14 protein-coding genes and 4 pseudogenes are annotated in these 16,830 nt (G+C 38.3%); 16 read left to right on the top strand and 2 right to left on the bottom strand.

From position 1 onward, the window contains the following. Window positions 1-167 precede the first annotated feature (167 nt). The 9 genes and pseudogenes from pyrC (at window position 168) to P4S71_RS20105 (ending at window position 9,548) form a co-directional block, all read left to right on the top strand. Window positions 168-1,218 (top strand): annotated as a pseudogene (gene pyrC / locus P4S71_RS20145) (dihydroorotase). 423 nt (window positions 1,219-1,641) lie between these two features. Next, the gene (locus P4S71_RS20140) at window positions 1,642-1,845 is read left to right on the top strand and encodes a cold-shock protein (protein ID WP_002961702.1); all 204 of its coding nucleotides are present in this window, start codon (window positions 1,642-1,644) and stop codon (window positions 1,843-1,845) included. Between the two features lie 1,625 nt (window positions 1,846-3,470). Next, a complete protein-coding gene (locus P4S71_RS20135) occupies window positions 3,471-4,241 on the top strand; it encodes a DUF3450 domain-containing protein (protein WP_033016274.1) in 771 nt (256 codons plus the stop codon). A gap of 6 nt (window positions 4,242-4,247) precedes the next feature. Next, the gene (locus P4S71_RS20130) at window positions 4,248-5,612 is read left to right on the top strand and encodes a MotA/TolQ/ExbB proton channel family protein (RefSeq protein WP_033037762.1); all 1,365 of its coding nucleotides are present in this window, start codon (window positions 4,248-4,250) and stop codon (window positions 5,610-5,612) included. Then, complete coding sequence (locus P4S71_RS20125) at window positions 5,612-6,136, top strand: MotA/TolQ/ExbB proton channel family protein (RefSeq protein WP_002961709.1); 525 nt, start codon at window positions 5,612-5,614, stop codon at window positions 6,134-6,136. The genes P4S71_RS20130 and P4S71_RS20125 overlap by 1 nt, the downstream gene beginning before the upstream one ends. Window positions 6,137-6,150: 14 nt before the next feature. Continuing rightward, window positions 6,151-6,555 carry an ExbD/TolR family protein gene (locus P4S71_RS20120; protein WP_002961710.1) on the top strand — a complete coding sequence of 135 codons (405 nt, stop codon included), beginning with the start codon at window positions 6,151-6,153 and terminating at the stop codon, window positions 6,553-6,555. Next, on the top strand, window positions 6,555-7,172 hold the full coding sequence (locus P4S71_RS20115; protein ID WP_033016273.1) for an energy transducer TonB: 618 nt from the start codon (window positions 6,555-6,557) through the stop codon (window positions 7,170-7,172). Before P4S71_RS20120 ends, P4S71_RS20115 begins: the two co-directional genes overlap by 1 nt. Window positions 7,173-7,183: 11 nt before the next feature. Beyond that, a complete protein-coding gene (locus P4S71_RS20110; protein WP_007375869.1) occupies window positions 7,184-8,443 on the top strand; it encodes a tetratricopeptide repeat protein in 1,260 nt (419 codons plus the stop codon). A 61-nt stretch (window positions 8,444-8,504) separates the two neighbouring features. Next, entirely contained in the window at window positions 8,505-9,548 is a 1,044-nt protein-coding gene (locus tag P4S71_RS20105) for a hypothetical protein (protein ID WP_337151388.1), read from the top strand. Window positions 9,549-9,564: 16 nt separating this feature from the next. Here P4S71_RS20105 and P4S71_RS20100 read toward each other — a convergent pair whose 3' ends face one another. Further along, on the bottom strand, window positions 9,565-9,891 hold the full coding sequence (locus tag P4S71_RS20100) for a TraR/DksA family transcriptional regulator (RefSeq protein ID WP_007375867.1): 327 nt from the start codon (window positions 9,889-9,891) through the stop codon (window positions 9,565-9,567). Between the two features lie 61 nt (window positions 9,892-9,952). After that, a pseudogene (locus P4S71_RS20095) lies at window positions 9,953-10,932 on the bottom strand (tRNA-dihydrouridine synthase). Between the two features lie 225 nt (window positions 10,933-11,157). Here P4S71_RS20095 and P4S71_RS20090 point away from each other — a divergent pair. The 7 genes and pseudogenes from P4S71_RS20090 to P4S71_RS23210 all read left to right on the top strand — a co-directional run bounded on the left by P4S71_RS20090 (window position 11,158) and on the right by P4S71_RS23210 (window position 16,794). Then, complete coding sequence (locus P4S71_RS20090) at window positions 11,158-11,592, top strand: HvfA family oxazolone/thioamide-modified RiPP metallophore (RefSeq protein WP_007375865.1); 435 nt, start codon at window positions 11,158-11,160, stop codon at window positions 11,590-11,592. Between the two features lie 67 nt (window positions 11,593-11,659). Next, window positions 11,660-12,515, top strand: a pseudogene (locus P4S71_RS20085) (HvfB family MNIO-type RiPP peptide maturase). 36 nt (window positions 12,516-12,551) lie between these two features. After that, window positions 12,552-13,303 (top strand): annotated as a pseudogene (locus tag P4S71_RS20080) (HvfC family RiPP maturation protein). A gap of 72 nt (window positions 13,304-13,375) precedes the next feature. Next, window positions 13,376-13,498, top strand: coding sequence for a hypothetical protein (locus P4S71_RS20075; RefSeq protein ID WP_007375862.1), 123 nt, complete (start codon window positions 13,376-13,378; stop codon window positions 13,496-13,498). A 159-nt stretch (window positions 13,499-13,657) separates the two neighbouring features. After that, window positions 13,658-14,203 carry an adenine phosphoribosyltransferase gene (apt, locus tag P4S71_RS20070; protein ID WP_007375861.1) on the top strand — a complete coding sequence of 182 codons (546 nt, stop codon included), beginning with the start codon at window positions 13,658-13,660 and terminating at the stop codon, window positions 14,201-14,203. 3 nt (window positions 14,204-14,206) lie between these two features. After that, on the top strand, window positions 14,207-16,207 hold the full coding sequence (gene dnaX, locus P4S71_RS20065; RefSeq protein ID WP_442961700.1) for a DNA polymerase III subunit gamma/tau: 2,001 nt from the start codon (window positions 14,207-14,209) through the stop codon (window positions 16,205-16,207). A 164-nt stretch (window positions 16,208-16,371) separates the two neighbouring features. Next, a complete protein-coding gene (locus tag P4S71_RS23210) occupies window positions 16,372-16,794 on the top strand; it encodes a DNA polymerase III subunit gamma/tau C-terminal domain-containing protein (protein WP_442961699.1) in 423 nt (140 codons plus the stop codon). Window positions 16,795-16,830: the final 36 nt, after the last annotated feature.

Raw genomic sequence — 16,830 nt, 5'->3', positions numbered from 1 at the left:
CTAAGTTAACGTAAACTTTATCTTTCTACAAAATAAAACGATGAATGCTTTTTATGAGCTGTAAAGTTTTATTTAATAGTGGAGCTGAGTCCATTATTTTTAATAAGGTCTTTACTCGAAAACCTCCTATGCCTATGATCGGATAAATTCAGCCGTGGAATAAAAAAATGATTAGTAAAACTAAAGATGCAATCACAACACTCACTATAACTCGACCAGATGACTGGCATGTTCACTTACGTGATGGCGATCAGCTAAAAGATACCGTTCGCGATATTAGTCGTTATATGGGTCGTGCGATTATTATGCCTAACTTGGTTCCTCCGGCAACATGTACTGATACAGCACTTGAATACCGTGCACGTATTATGGCGGCAGGTCCTCAAGGTGATTTTAAGCCATTAATGGTTTTGTATCTTACTGATAAAACAACACCTGAAGAAATTAAAAAAGCTAAAGAAACAGGTAAAATAGTTGCGGCTAAACTTTACCCTGCAGGCGCTACAACAAATTCTGACTCCGGTGTGACTTCCGTTAAAAATATTTACTCAGTACTAAAAGCAATGCAAGAAGTGGGGATGCTTTTATTGGTTCACGGTGAAGTTACTGATTCGTCGATAGATATTTTTGATCGAGAAAAGGTATTTTTAGATACAATTTTAGGTGATGTTGTTAGCGATTTCCCTGAACTTAAAATTGTACTAGAGCATATTACAACGAAAGATGCGGTAGAGTTCGTAGTAAATGCACCGGATAATGTAGCGGCTACTATTACAGCTCATCATTTACTTTATAATCGTAATCATATGTTAGCAGGGGGATACGTCCCCATTATTACTGTTTACCAATATTAAAACGTAATACACACCAACAAGCATTAATGGCTGCAGCAATAAGTGGCAATAAAAAATTCTTTTAGGAACTGATTCGGCTCCGCATTATAAAGACAAAAAAGAAGCTGCTTGCGGTTGTGCTGGGGCATACACAGCTCACGCTGCGATTGAATTATACGCCGAGGCATTTGAAGAAGCTGGTGCACTGGATAAATTAGAAGGTTTTGCTAGTCACTTTGGTCCTGATTTTTATGGTGTTATGCGTAATCAAGATACAATAACACTACAAAGAAATCCTTGGAGAGTTCCCGCTAGCTATTCGCTAGGTGATTCGCAAGTTGTTCCCATTAAAGCCGAAGACATGATTGAATGGGAAGTGAGTTAATCATTCAGTAAATCAGCTTAAATTTTATAAATTATTATGTGATTTTTACTTGCGCTGATCATTGTACAAATTTTGTTTTGATCAAATATTTCGCATTTAAAATACGCGACTGATTCTAAAAAGAGTAACCGAATAGTATTTTTTTGTATTAAAATTAGCCGTTTAGACATTATTTAATAAAAAAATATATTTTTAATAAATAATGTCTAATTAATAGAGCGAAATAAAAAATAATGTGTTAATCTTAACTTGCTTTGAGTTTTTGCGTATTGAATTTACGGATATTGTGCTGCGTTTAAGGTTACCGGTTAGGTTATTACTTCTTCCTGTACTATACCTCCATTTTGTGGGCATTGACTCGGGGAGGATATTGCCATAATAATATGGCTGAATTTTAATTATTGACTTACAGGAAAATTTAGTATGTCGGTTACTGGTAAAGTAAAGTTTTTCAACGAAGCTAAAGGCTTTGGTTTCATTGAACAAGAAAATGGTCCTGACGTGTTTGTACATTTCAGCGCAATCACTGGTTCTGGTTTTCGCACTCTTAGCGAAGGTCAAGCAGTGACATTCAGCATCAAGCAAGGTCAAAAAGGCCCTGAAGCTGAGAACGTAGAAGCAGCATAATTTATTATGTGAACCTTCGTTCAACGTGGTGAAACAGTTATCTGTTTCACCATAATTCCTTTGTTAATACTATTAAATCTTCCTCACTATCTCCTATAAAGCTATCAATTATTACACTGCATACTTAAATTAATTAATTTTAAAGCGCTGATATTTGTTAAATGCATCTTTATTGTTCAAGTAGCAATATTCTTTGAGCATTTGGTTGATCAAGTCGTCAAGCGAAATACCACGTGTATTAAATAACAGGATTATCTTTTTGCTATTAAAGTTTATTATTTTTCTGAGTTAAATTTTATTCTTAGAGATTTTTTTGCGACACGATTTTTTATCTAGTGCTCTCGTTAGCGGCTAAAGCCTTACATTCCTTATAGTCATATCGATCTACATAAGCACTTTATCAATTCAACGAATAAAATAACCATTTAACCTATTTGAAGTTTATTCTTTTTGTCGACACGATTTTCTTATATCAAAATAGATCACTTAATTAAGCGAATTGCTATTATGCAATTTTCTTGGCGTTAAATTGACCCCATTTCTAAGCAGACTTTTATCATAAATCGAACAAGTAAAGCTTCATGTCCTACTTTCAGCCCTTATCTATTTATACAACAAAGAGTCAATTACCTCTAGCAAGACCCTTTGAATAGAATGTATTTGGCATTTATGCATTGTTATCGCCTTTATGAGCACAACGGCACTACAGTAAGCATTGCTGTGTGTGATTGGGCTACGATATTAAAATTAAAAAATTAAACTTCAACAGCTTTTAGTTATTATAAGACTACCTTAAAGCATAGTAGCGAGCTATGTAACGAGGTGAAATGATATAGTTTTCACAGAGCCTACCATAAAAATTGTAATTGAATTAAATAGATCATATTCAAGATAGGTGACTAACGTTGATTGTAGTAACAACTTCAAGCTGCTCAGATTGGAGTATAGTATTTCATTGAAAGCTTGTTCCTAAAATTAGCCATCCCTGATACATGCCCAGCAAAAGATAAATTCAAATATTTGGACAACTTCTGAGAGTAATAAATTAATAACTAATTGCACACTGTGCATCATTTGGTTTGTAACCAACCACTTTACTCTCCATTAATATTGGGTAATGGAAATATTAATATGCGATATTCGAAGTGAATATTAATTCAATATAAAGGCATTTTGTGATGTTTTCTTGTGCGATAAACGGTTTGTTTTTTCAGATGAAGCGTTTAAAACCAGTTAAAAAGGCATAAAGTTGGCCAAAAAAAACTTATATGAGAAATAAGTATATTTTTTTTGTTTTTTTTCAGGGCGAATTCATTTTCAATTGAATGTTGCATTTTTGTTGTTTTTATAAGGGCGACACCCAATAAACATACCCCTTAAAAGGCTTTGATAGAAATATTAAGAATAAGACTGGTTACAATATTGTTAACATTTGGTATGCAGTCCTTTAGTGTAAGCTTTGAACCGGCTATTTATTTACTGAGATAAGCAAACATCAAGTTGACAGCGCTTATTGCATTTAGCATTATTGGAAGGTTGATATCTATTAAAAGATATCAGGGTTGTCTTCCTTATGGGTTGATAATTAAATTATAAAAGTAACATTACTTAATTGGTTGGGAACTATGTCTGTTAAAATCAGAAAGAGTCTTGTAGCAACTGCGTTGGTTGGCGCATTTGCATTTGCAAGCAGCAATGTGATTGCAGATCCTTTGAATGACGTGCAAAAAGCAGGTCAACAAATTCAAAAGGCTGCTGTTAAGTCTCAAACTAAAATTGACAATGTATATGGTCAAACTCAAGAGCTAATCGCTGAGTACCGTAGCATCGTTGATGAGACTGAACTTATGAAAGTGTATAACGATCATGTATCACGCTTGGTTGATAGCCAAAATGCGTCTATTGAATCGTTTGATCGTCAAATCGCTACTATTGATAACACTAAACAAAACGTTGTGCCTTTGATGTATCGCATGATCGATACGCTTGAGCAATTCATCAAAGCGGACGTTCCATTTAATCTTGAAACGCGTTTAGGACGTGTTGAAAGACTACGTGAAATCATGGTTTCTGCGTCTGTAACGACGTCTGAAAAATTCCGTCAAGTACTTGAAGCTTACACTATTGAAACAGCATACAGTTCACTTGTATCTGCTTCACAAGGTACATTAGAAGTTGATGGTAAGAGCATTAACGTTGATATCGGTCAATTAGGTCGTATCACGTACGTTGCTCAATCTTTTGACTTGAAACATGCTTGGGTGTGGGATAACAACACTAAACAGTGGAAAGAATTAGGTGAAGAATACCTAAAACCTGTTAAAGAAGTTATTCGTATGGCGCGTAAGCAAGCGACATTAGAACTTGTTAAACTACCTATCTTTGGCGCGGAGTAATCAATAATGAAGAAACTATTTAAAGGTTTTGCTGTTGCAGCAGTACTAACTGTTTCTGCAGGTACCGCGCTTAATGCACATGCAAATACTGGAGCTCTAGATAAAATCCTTGAGCAAGTAAAGCAAGAGCGTATCTCTGAAGGTAAAATTAATAAGCAACGTGAGCAAGAGTTCTTATCTGAACGTGCTGACAAGCAATCATTACTTAACAAAGCTAAAAGCCAACTTGCTTCTGAAAAAGCACGTGGCGTTAGTTTAGCTAAGCAATATGCACAAAATGAAAATACTTTAGCAGAGAAAGAGCAAGCTCTTCAAAGCGCACAAGGTACTTTAGGTGAAATGTTTGGTGTTGTACGTCGTGCAGCTCAAGACGCTATCGGCTCGATCGAAGCATCACTTGTTAGTGCTGAAAAGCCAGGTCGTGCTGAAATATTACGTTCATTAGCTGCTGCTAAAGAACTTCCAACTGTTCGTGAATTAGAAGAACTTTGGATTTCACTACAAACAGAAATGACTGAATCAGCTAAAGTTTCAACATTCGAAACTGAAGTTGCTGGCCTTGATGGTAACCCGTCAATGAAGAAAGTAACGCGTATCGGTAACTTTAACTTAGTTACAGACGATGGTTACTTAATTTATTCACCAGAGACTAAGTCTATCCAGCCTCTAGGTAAGCAACCAGATGGTTACATTTTAGACGGTATCACAGCGCTTGAAAATACATCTCCAGATAACTACGCTGGTGTTTATATTGACCCGACTCGTGGTGCTATCTTACGTATCAATACTCAAAAAGCGACCCTTATGGAATACTTCCATCAAGGTGGCGTAGTTGGTTATATCATCACAGCCTTACTAGGCCTAGGTATGCTAATTACTCTAATTCGCTTTGTTGACCTTACGCTTACTACTAGTAAGATTAAGAGCCAACTTAAAAATGTTGCTACACCGAATACAAATAACCCACTGGGTCGTATTCTTAAAGTGTACCATGACAACAAGAACCAAGATGTTGAAAACCTTGAGCTTAAACTTGATGAAGCGATTCTACGTGAAACGCCACGCATCGAAGCTGGTATCAATATAATCAAGATTCTTGCTGCAATAGCACCATTACTAGGTCTACTAGGTACTGTAATCGGTATGATCTTAACGTTCCAAACAATCACATTGTTCGGTACGGGTGATCCGAAGATCATGGCAGGTAACATCTCTCTAGCACTTGTAACTACAGCGCTAGGTCTAATTGCTGCATTACCACTAATTCTACTTCATGCTCTAGTAGCTGGTCGTAGTAAGTCGGTATTACACATCCTTGATGAGCAAAGCGCGGGTATCGTTGCTACTCACGCGGAGAAGGAGAAAGCCTAATGCTAGTCCTGATGGAGATATGGGAATCTATCAGGGATTTTGTTGGCACAGGCGGCCAGGTTTTATACGTGGTCGCGATAGCACTCTTTCTGATGTGGGTTTTAATGATTGAGCGCTATTGGTTCTTACTTGCAGAGTTTCCTCGCACAGCGAAAGAAATTGTAGCAAAGTGGGATGCCCGCCAAGACACTACGTCTTGGTACGCACACAGAATCCGTGAAGCATGGATTTCTGAAGCGTCTGAAAAATTAGATCAGCGTATGTTGTTGATTAAGACATTAGTAGCTGTTTGTCCTTTAATAGGCTTACTTGGTACTGTTACTGGTATGATCTCGGTTTTCGAAACCATGGCCAACCAGGGTACAGGTAACGCAAGATTAATGGCATCAGGTATTTCAATGGCAACAATCCCGACAATGGCTGGAATGGTTGCGGCACTATCTGGAGTATTTTTTAGCTCACGTCTTGAGACAAAAGCTAAAATGGTGAAAGCCAAACTTATTGATAGTATGCCTCATCACTAGAGAGAGAATTAAATATGGCACGTAAACAACGTTTTCGTGAAGAAGAAGAAGCAGCGGTTGATATGACGCCAATGCTTGACATCGTATTTATCATGCTTATTTTCTTTATCGTAACTACATCGTTCGTTAAAGAGGCTGGTATCGAGGTCAATAAACCAAAAGCTGCCCAAGCTACTAAGCAAAAAAATGCTAACATTTTTATTGCTATCCGTAGTAACGGCGAAATCTGGATTGATAAACAGCAGGTTGATGTTGAACGTATTTCAGCAAAAATCGAAAGTTTATTAGCAGAACAACCTACTGAAGTTGTGATTTTGCAAGCTGATAAAGAAGCAAAACATGGCGTAGTGGTTAAAGTTATGGACCAGATTAAAGCGACGGGTGATAACCTGAGAATTTCAATAGCTGGAGATCAGTAATGATTCGTTTTCTGTTTTCACTGATTGCAGGTGGGGCAGTTACTTTCGGCTTGTTCTACTTCATGGCTTTCCTCATCTCTGGTGGGGCTGACCGTAATACGGAACAAAAAGAGCAGATCATAGTCGAAATAATGACGAATCCGCCTGAATCTAAGGTGCAGGAGAGGAAGCGTGTACCGCCTCCGCCTCCTCCGCCGCCAAAGCAGCCGCCTAAACCGCAGCCGCCACAGCCGGAAAATAACAGTCCAACACCTGGTGCTATGTCATTTAATATGGGAAGCATTGATGTTGGTAGTTCGGCAGGTGGACTAAGTGGTCCTGGTGCATTTGGACGTGATGGTGATGCGACACCTATCGTTCGTATAGAACCAAAATATCCAACGCAAGCAGCACGTGATGGTAAAGAAGGTTGGGTTCAACTTTCGTTCACAATTGATGAGTTAGGTGGAGTAACTGACGTTGAAGTAATTGACGCCGATCCAAAACGTATCTTTGACCGTGAAGCTAAGCGCGCATTGCGTAAGTGGAAGTACCGTCCTAAGATCATTGACGGGAAACCTCAAATACAACCGGGTTTACAAGTTCAATTAGACTTTAAACTTAACCAAGGCAATTAAGGAGGCGAGTAATGAGAAATTTTTCTAAAGTAACTGCTCTTGCGATTCTTATGTCTGTGTCAGGTGCTACATTAACAGCATCTGTTTTAGCGGCGCCAGACTACGCAAAGATTGAAGAGCGTAAGAAAGCAAAAACTAAAATCATGGGCGAGCGTACTGGTAAAAAGGTAATTAAAGCGTTTGATTTGTACGGTGAAGAAAAAGTTGAAGAAGCAATTGTTCTGCTAAAAGATATTGATCCATCTAATGACTTTGATAAGGCGACTGTAAATCGTTACTTAGGTAGCATGTACGCGCAGGTAGAAAAGTATGATGAAGCGATTAAATATACTAAGCAGGCGGTTGCGCCAGATGTTTTAAACTTTGCTGATCAGGAACAATCCCTTAAGTTATTAGGCGATTTACTTATTGGTACTCAAAAGTATCAAGAAGCTAAAAAAGCATATTTAGCATGGATTGATTTTACGGGCGATGAAGATCCGAAAGTTTACACACGTATTGCGCAAGCTAACTACGAGTTGAAACAATTTCGTGATGTTTTCGGTCCAGCAGACAAAGCAATTTCGCTTCAAAAGGAGCCGAACAAAGCTCCTTACCAATTAAAGTTAGGCTCTTACTTCGAGCTTAAAGACTATAATAATATGGTCAAAGTTGGTGAAGAAATTGTTCGTGTTTGGCCTGATGATAAAAAAGCTTGGGTTAGTTTAGGTAAATATTACCTACAAACTGAAAACTACAAAAAAGGTCTTTCGACCATGGAAGTAGCATTCAACCAAGGTTTTTTTGAAGCTGAAGTCGATTACAAAGTATTGTCTAACTTCTATTCTTTAAATGAAATTCCTTTTAAAGCGGCTGTTACGCTTGAGAAGGCTATTAAAGAAAAGAATGTTAAACGTACTAAGCAAAACGTTAGCGCGATTGCGAGTAATTACCATCGTTCTAAAGATCTCGTTAAAGCTGCTAAGTATTATGAAGAAGCTGCTAAATTTGATGAAGACGCTGAGCTTTACCGCAAAGCAGGTTCATTACTTTTACAGTCTGAAAAATTTAGTGCTGCTGTTGTTCGTTTGAACAAAGCATTAGAGCTAGGCTCTGATAAAAAGGGCACTATTTACTCAGATTTAGCTGAAGCATATTATTACCAAGGCAAGTACAAGCAAGCTCATGCTGCTATTACTAAAGCCATGGATGACCCACGCACTCGCAAGTTTGCAAAGGGTTGGGCTACATACATTAAAGATAAAGCCGCTCGCAACGGTGTTAAAATTTAATTTTTATTAGCTAAAGCAACTTTTAAAAAGCCCCTCTGGGGCTTTTTTTATTGGAATTACTATGTATAAAAAGCTCTCTTTTTCATTACTACTGTGCCTATTTTTAGCCGCATGTTCAAAGCAGCCTCAACCTTATGAGTCATTTGAAGATGCACAAGTCGGTTTAAAAACTTTAAACATGGCGCTTGTACTATCAGGCGCTAATAAAACAGATAATATTACTAAAGGGCAATTGGTCTTTTCTGATGCATATTTAGCTAAACGCCATACTATTTATCAGAACTTAATGGGCATGGAGCTTAATCTCAATCAAATAGCACAAGTAAATTACTTGGTTATTGCCGAGCGTTTTCCTGAGCGCTATTTTAATTGGCCGGCTCAAGTAGATGTATTAAAGAACATGCTTGCTTTTGAAGGCACAAAAAACACACCGGATAATGTTATTACCTGGCTTAAGTTAACCCAAGAAACGTTAGACAGTGCTAAACAAAGCAATTTAAAACTGAATAAAGTTGAACTTGCATTGTTACAAAGTTATGTATTGAGTGCGATAGGCACTAACGACGTTCAACCAGCGCTTAAAAGCCATATAAGGGCTTTTAGCGATTATTTAGCTAGTTACAGGCCCAGGGGGAGTGTTGGTCTAAGAGGCCTGCCAAATGGAACCCAGTGGTATCAGAGCAAACTTAATTACTTTAGTGGCGAAGTACATTCACCATTAGAATGGGTTACTCTTTTAAATGAAAAAATAAAAGTATTAGATCGTGTTGCATTCGACAGTAAACAGCCAACTTCTCACCAGAAATCGTTTTTAGTTCAGTATTTATCTGATGAAAAATTAATAGAAGGCTTGGATTGGCAGGCTAACTATCAAGACTTACCTGCAATGGCGAGCAATATGGACATGTCTGATAAAGATAAAACATTGATGCTTGCGATGATGGAATCAGATATAGGTATTCACTATCATGCGTGGACTTTGCCTCAAGCAAAGGTGAACCTTGTAAAGCGCCTAAAAATGAGTCCAGAAGAGGCTCAGTATTTAGTTGAAGATATAATTCTCTACCCTGGGCAATCATTTAGTTTTATAAAGCAAATGATGTAATGATGTGAAAGTGCGCTTATGGTGCGCACTTTATACATCGTTGAGTTGCAGGGTCTTGCTCAAGTAACTTTGCTGATATTTTTTCTTCGCAGTCACAACAGTAACCATATTGGCCAATCTCTATTTGGCTAACGGCAGCTTCTAATTTAGTCATGCGACTAATTAAAATAGCATACTCCGGACCTAACTTTTCTGCCGCACAGTCTAACCATTCATTGTTGGCTTTATTATCTAAAATTTGTATTAAATGGTGATGTGCAGGGTAGGCTGATTTAGAAAGCATAGTTAATATATTTAATTTAACTTGCGCTATTTCATCGTTCAGTCTTTGTTGATGATGCATTATCAGTACAACCTTATTAAATTGGCTTTACGTTATACTGATATTATCTATAGGCTTTAAGTTAGCTGTTATGATTTGAATCAAGTTGCGGTGCTTTGGCGTATTTATTTAATACGCTTGCCACATCTTCTTTACTTTTTAAACGTCTGATTTCATCAAATAAATCGATAGCTTGTGGGTATTGGCGTTTTAGGTAACCAAGCCATTGTTTAGTACGTGACGCAAAATATTTTTCATCCTTTGCAGGGTCTTGATGGATAGCAGAGTGGATTAAGTGATAAATAATATGCTCCCACTCAAGTCCATCGTATTGTTCATTATTTACATGAGCTTTAATTTTTTTGCTAAATCAGGGTGCGAAAGGGCGCCACGACCAAGCATTAAATCAGTACATCCACTTCGTTTTTGGCAAAGCATTGCGTCTTCTACTTGCCAAATTTCACCATTGGCAACAACGGCAATATTTTTATCTTTTGTTATTGGTGGAATTTTTTCCCAATAAGCAGGCGGATTATAGCCATCACGTTTGGTGCGAGCATGTATTGCAATGCTATTTGCTCCAGCACTGACAACCGCATCTACAATTTCTTGGCTGTTACTATTATCATCAAATCCTAAGCGGATTTTTGCACTAACTTCATGCTGATCATCTACAGCGTCTCGGACTGCTTTAATAATCGTATACATGTGGTCAGGATCTTTAAGCAGCACAGCCCCGCCTCGACTACGGTTAACCGTTTTTGCTGGACAGCCAAAATTAAGATCAACACCGTGAGAACCTAATGCTATAGCTCTAATCGCATTTTCTGCTAAAGGGTTCGCTTCTTGTCCGAGTAGTTGGATACGCACAGGCGTTCCTGCTCGCGTAAAACCATTATTATGTAATTCAGGGCAATAGCGGTGAAAAACTTTATCGGGTAAACATGTTTCAACCACTCTTACAAACTCGGTAACGCATAAATCGAACCCACCGATGTCGGTGAGTAATTGACGCATTTTAAAATCGACAACACCTTCCATAGGCGCTAAAACAAGTTTCATAAGGTGATTATTTCTGAGAAAAACAGGACGCATAGTTTACCTGTAAATCTTACATTGATAAATCTGTAATTACCGACCATATTTAATGAAGTAAGTGCAAAAGCAAATATTATGAAAATAATTGAAAGTTTTTATTTTTGTGCGGGTCTACTTAAGCATACAAGCAATTTAAAAATACATTTATATTGCTGAGATTTACAATCCTTGATTAAAGAGAGTCATAAAATGAATACAGTTAGAAAAAATACAATCGCGTTAACTTTAGGTGCAGTAGTTGTTGGCTCTGCAAGTTTTGTATCTGCTGATGTACAAGCTAACCCATTTGAGTTTCAACAGTTAGTGACAGGTTATCAACTAGATGCTGCTGAAGGTAAATGTGGTGAAGGTAAATGTGGCGGCGATGCCAAAGGTAAAAAAGAAGGCAAGTGCGGCGAAGGCAAATGTGGCGGCGATGCTAAAGGCAAAAAAGAAGGCAAGTGCGGCGAAGGCAAATGTGGCGGCGATGCCAAAGGTAAAAAAGAAGGCAAGTGCGGCGAAGGTAAATGTGGCGGCGATGCAAAAGGTAAAAAAGAAGGCAAGTGCGGCGAAGGTAAATGTGGCGGCGACGCAAAAGGTAAAAAAGAAGGTAAGTGCGGCGAAGGTAAATGTGGTGGCCGTTAATATCTTATTTTAAATAAGGTATGCTAAAAGGGCCTTAAGGCCCTTTTTTGTTAAGTTAGAGGTAGTTATGACACAAACTAAAAGTATAGATTTCGGAATGGTTGGTCTTGGCCTCCGACGAGAAATGCTTAATGAACTGCTTGAACACGTACCTAATCAAGTAGATTTTTTAGAAGTTGCACCAGAGAATTGGCTAAAATTAGGTGGGCGCTTTAAGAAACAGTTTAAAACATTAACAGATGCAAATAATTTTGTGTGCCATGGATTGTCACTTTCTATCGGCTCGCCCGAGCCACTGGATGTTGAATTTGTTAAATCTTTAAAAGTTTTTTTAAAGAGCACAATATAAAATTTTTAGTGAGCACTTAAGTTACTGCTCTGGCGCGGGCCATATGTATGACTTAATGCCAATTCCGTTTACTCAAGATGCGATAGCACACGTTGTACCACGTATTAAGCAAGTTCAAGATATACTTGAGCAACAAATTGCGATAGAAAATGTTTCTTATTATGGTGCTCCTGGGCAGCAATTATCAGAGCTTGAATTTACGAATACTATTTTAGAGCAAGCTGACTGTAAGCTTTTACTCGATGTGAATAACATTTACGTTAATTCGATAAATCATGGCTATAACGCGCAAGCATTTTTAACAGGGTTACCTTCTGAGCGTATTGCTTATGGACACGTTGCAGGGCACTACAATGAGGCTGATGACTTAATAGTTGATACACATGGCGCAGATGTCATTGATCCTGTGTGGAAGCTACTTGATAAGGCGTACGAAGTACATGGTGTGTTTCCAACTTTGCTTGAGCGTGACTTTAATATCCCTACTATGAATGTGTTAACCAAAGAGTTGGATATAATTCATGGGCTGCAAGCTAAATACCTTAATTCAAGTGTTTCAAAACAACGAGCTTAATATAAGCCTTTATAAACATTAAAAGAGTGCCTAGTGATGAGCTTTATTGAAATACAAAACGAATTTATGGCGCATATTCGCGAGCCTAAAAAAATAAACGGCCCAGCGGTATTGAAGATAGACGTATGGCCATTTATCGCGATCTATTTTTTAATAATATTGAAGGTTTTGTATCATCAGGTTTTCCGGTGTTAAAAACCTTATACACAGACAAACAATGGCATTCCCTCGTACGTCAGTTCTTTAGCGAATATGATTGTCATTCGCCGTACTTTTTAGATATAGCAGGGGAGTTTATTAATTACTTATCAAGTGATTATAAAATGAAAAAACACGACCCCGTGTTTATGCTAGAGCTTGCTCATTACGAATGGGTAGAGCTAGATGTATCGATTGCACATGAAGATGAGCAAGCGCAAAAATTACAAACAACAGCACTCACTAGTTCTGCTTTGTATTTATCTAACGCTGCAAGAAATTTAAGTTATCAATTTCCGGTTCAAAATATCAGCACAGAGTTTATACCTAAAGAGCCATCAACTCAGCCTAATTACTTTGTTGTATATAGAGACGAAAATGATGATGTGCAGTTTTTAGCAACAAATGCGATGACAGCTTTGCTATTGTCAATCATAGAGGTAAGTGAAGGTGCGACATTTGACAACGTTTGCCAACAGGTATTAGCTCACGCTCCACAATTTAATGCAGAGCAAATTGCTCAAGGTGCGTTGGTTACCCTTAATGCAATGGTTGAACGCGGTGTCATTGTGACAAAAAATCAAGATTAAGGTCTTTATTGATAATTTTACATCGTCTATTATGACAGCCTTATTTGCCGTGCTTAATAAAAGGTTGTACCAATGTCAGATGATAAAGACTTTAAAGATCCGTTCAACGCTACTTACTTTCTTGCATTTTTAGCTATATTTGCAGGAATTGGTTGTTTAAATGCAATTTTAGGTTGGATCACTAGCTTAACCTAAAATGCATAGCGTTTATTAAGGCTGTTGTTTACTTCAGCCTTGAACCTCTTTATTTTTAATTACCCCGCTTAAACTATAATAACGTCAAACTCGCATTTAAAGGTCAGTTAAGGTTATAATCACCTGCTTTGTAATATAAATAATTGAGCAGTTAAAATTATGACTCAAGTAACACCAGCAATTATCAAAAACAGCATCACTACAATTGCTGATTATCCAAAAGCGGGCATTATGTTTCGCGATGTAACTACTTTAATGGCAAATCCAGAAGCCTTTAAAGCCACAATTGACGCTTTTATCGCTGAATATAAAGATCAAGGTTTTACTAAAATAATTGGCACAGAATCGCGTGGCTTTATTTTTGGTGCGCCGTTATCTTACGCGTTAGGCATTCCCTTTATTCCAGTACGTAAACCAGGTAAGTTGCCGCGCGAAGTTATTCGTCAAGATTACTTGCTAGAATACGGTGAAGATACATTAGAGCTGCATGTAGATGCAATTGTACCTGGCGATAAAGTATTGTTAGTGGATGATTTATTAGCTACTGGCGGTACAATTGAAGCCACTGCTAAATTAGTTCATAAACTAGGTGGCGAAGCTACAGATGCAGCATTTGTTGTGTCATTACCAGAACTAGGTGGCGAGCAGCGCATCAAGAAAATGGGTATTAAAATCCTAAAATTGGTTGAATTCGAAGGCGAGTAATCGATGAGTTATCAGGTTCTAGCGAGAAAATGGCGTCCTCAAACCTTTCATGAATTGGTTGGGCAGTCTCATGTTAAGCAAGCGCTTGTAAATGCGCTTACACAAAATAGACTGCATCACGCTTATTTATTCACTGGAACCCGCGGTGTGGGTAAAACGACCATTGCGCGTATTTTTGCTAAAAGCTTAAATTGCGACGAAGGTATATCTGCAAATCCGTGTGGTCAATGTAGCAGCTGTTTAGATATAGAAGCAGGACGCTATATTGACTTACTCGAAATAGATGCGGCTTCTCGAACTAAAGTAGAGGACACCCGCGAAATACTCGATAACGTTCAATATGCGCCAACGCGTGGACGTTATAAAGTATATCTAATCGATGAAGTTCACATGCTCTCAAAGCACAGTTTTAATGCACTTTTAAAAACGCTTGAAGAACCACCAGAGCATGTGAAATTTTTATTAGCGACGACCGATCCACAAAAGTTACCAGTTACTATTTTATCTCGTTGTTTACAATTTAACTTAAATGCCTTGTCGCAAAGTGAAATTAAAGCACAGCTTGAGCACGTACTTACTCAAGAACAGCTCAGCTATGACAATGATGCACTTAGTATTATTGCAAAAGCCGCTGACGGCAGTATGCGTGACTCACTGAGCTTAACCGATCAAGCTATAGCACAAACAAATGGTGATATTAATAATCAAGCAGTACAAACAATGCTTGGTTTGATGGATACACATTATAGCCAAAGCCTATTAGCTGCACTACTTGCCCAAGATGGCACAGCTTTAATGAGCGAAATAGCACACGTTGCGAGCAGAAACCCAAACTATATTGCCTTACTTGATGATTTAATTGCGTTAACACATTTAACTCAACTGACTCAATTAGTACCACAGGCAGCAGGGCTTGATGAAACGAACGCTGATTACATAACGCACGTTGCACAGCATACGAGTCCGCAACAAATACAAATTTATTACCAGTTACTTTTAAACGGTAAAAAAGATTTACAATGGGCACCAGAGCCTCGATTAGGTTTTGAAATGCTTATGCTAAGATTATTAGCATTTAAGCCTACAGATGCCCAACAAGTTGTACACACAGCCAACGAAGAGCCCGTCCAAAATAAACAAGGCCGAACAAATGTACTGCGAGATATATTAAATAAAAACAAAACATCGCAAGACACCGTAGCTAGCCAAAGCAGTGCTCCAGTAAATAATACTAAGCCAGTTAGCAATACAGAACAGCCTAGAGCCGTTGAGATAGAGCCTTTACCTAATGCTGCCGCTCAGACATCAAATAATGACGTCGTGCAAAGTAATAATGAGCCAGCCCAAGTTGCAGTAGTTCAACCAGTTCAACAAAGTGAAAACGCTTCAAAGCAACAGGCTTCAGCTAATGAGCCACCGCAAACCAATGTTGTTTCGGATGCTCAAACACAGCGTCAAAGTGAAGATGAAGCTTACATGCAACACAGTGATGTAGAGCAAACATTGGCCGCGCAGTTTGATGATGTGATGAGTAGCGCTGTTGATCAGGGGTTTAATCCACAAAAAGATATAAGTGCTAATCAGCAAAATCATTTGCCGGAACACTCAACAAGTATTGAAAAAAATAGTTTTGACCCGCAATCAGACTTGCAAAACCAGCAACAACACGATGAAAATGCTTCGATAGTTGAACGCGAGGCAAAAGCGCAATCGGCTATTGCGCGAATATTGCGTGATCGTAATATATCAGGCTCAGGAAAGCTTTCTGGGACAAACTTAAATACGGCAAAGGCTAGTTCATCAAACGTATCTAACAGTACTGTTACTAGCCGTACTCATAATGTCGGTGCAGTGCCAAAAAATGAAAATACAGTGGCTCAGTCAGCTGAGCGGCCAAATAGCGCTGTATCACAAAACCATAAGTCAGTACCTACACAGTCAGACAACCCGCCTTGGGCTACTGATACAGTAGGTGAAAGTGAAAAAAGCCACCGCTCCCAGTAACGGGGAGCCAAACACCGGCTAATAATCAAGGTTTTGACAAACCTGAAAAAATTGATTTTAAAGCAAAGCACCAAACAATTACTGAAAATCTAGCGCCAGAGCTGCTTGAGCAAATAAACCCTCAAAAAGTACCTGAAGCAGCGCCCGAGGAAATTAGCATTCCCGTGCCTGATGATTTTCAAAGTCCAATTAGTGAAATTAGGTTTGCACACCAACAAGATGAGTGGGCTTATTTAATTAAACGTATGGGACTGGGCGGTCGTATGCGCCAATTTGCGTTGCATTCAATATTTACCAAGCAAGGCAACAGTTTACATATAGATGTTGATGAATCTCAAAAGCATTTAGATACACCGATGCTTCGCCAAAGGTTAGATGCCGCATTGTCGAGTATTTATGAGCATAACGTGTCGTTAAGTATTAATTTTGCTAAGGGAGTTATTGATTCCCCTTATCTTATTCAGCAAAAAATTGATGCAGGTCGTCATCAACAAGCAATCGATGTGATCACATCGGATGAAAACATAGTACAATTTCAGCAAGTATTTAGCGCCGAAATTGACGAAAACAGTATTCAGGCATTGTAATTACTTACAATCGCCCTTATGTTCATGTTAATTAAT

The organism is Pseudoalteromonas sp. B62, from assembly GCF_037162565.1.
GTDB lineage: Bacteria > Pseudomonadota > Gammaproteobacteria > Enterobacterales > Alteromonadaceae > Pseudoalteromonas > Pseudoalteromonas fuliginea.
Note: the sequence above shows the minus strand (reverse complement) of the source record. Positions and strands in the feature narration are given on the sequence as shown.

Bases quoted from the DNA above. Each gene is read 5' to 3' on its own strand.
- P4S71_RS20075 (WP_007375862.1), top strand. From the start codon at position 13,376: ATGTCAGATGATAAAGACTTTAAAGATCCGTTCAACGCTACTTACTTT.
- P4S71_RS20100 (WP_007375867.1), bottom strand. From the start codon at position 9,891: ATGCATCATCAACAAAGACTGAACGATGAAATAGCGCAAGTTAAATTA.
- P4S71_RS20090 (WP_007375865.1), top strand. From the start codon at position 11,158: ATGAATACAGTTAGAAAAAATACAATCGCGTTAACTTTAGGTGCAGTA.
- P4S71_RS20125 (WP_002961709.1), top strand. From the start codon at position 5,612: ATGCTAGTCCTGATGGAGATATGGGAATCTATCAGGGATTTTGTTGGC.
- P4S71_RS20130 (WP_033037762.1), top strand. From the start codon at position 4,248: ATGAAGAAACTATTTAAAGGTTTTGCTGTTGCAGCAGTACTAACTGTT.
- P4S71_RS20105 (WP_337151388.1), top strand. From the start codon at position 8,505: ATGTATAAAAAGCTCTCTTTTTCATTACTACTGTGCCTATTTTTAGCC.
- dnaX (WP_442961700.1), top strand. From the start codon at position 14,207: ATGAGTTATCAGGTTCTAGCGAGAAAATGGCGTCCTCAAACCTTTCAT.
- P4S71_RS20115 (WP_033016273.1), top strand. From the start codon at position 6,555: ATGATTCGTTTTCTGTTTTCACTGATTGCAGGTGGGGCAGTTACTTTC.
- P4S71_RS20135 (WP_033016274.1), top strand. From the start codon at position 3,471: ATGTCTGTTAAAATCAGAAAGAGTCTTGTAGCAACTGCGTTGGTTGGC.
- P4S71_RS20110 (WP_007375869.1), top strand. From the start codon at position 7,184: ATGAGAAATTTTTCTAAAGTAACTGCTCTTGCGATTCTTATGTCTGTG.
- P4S71_RS20140 (WP_002961702.1), top strand. From the start codon at position 1,642: ATGTCGGTTACTGGTAAAGTAAAGTTTTTCAACGAAGCTAAAGGCTTT.
- apt (WP_007375861.1), top strand. From the start codon at position 13,658: ATGACTCAAGTAACACCAGCAATTATCAAAAACAGCATCACTACAATT.
- P4S71_RS20120 (WP_002961710.1), top strand. From the start codon at position 6,151: ATGGCACGTAAACAACGTTTTCGTGAAGAAGAAGAAGCAGCGGTTGAT.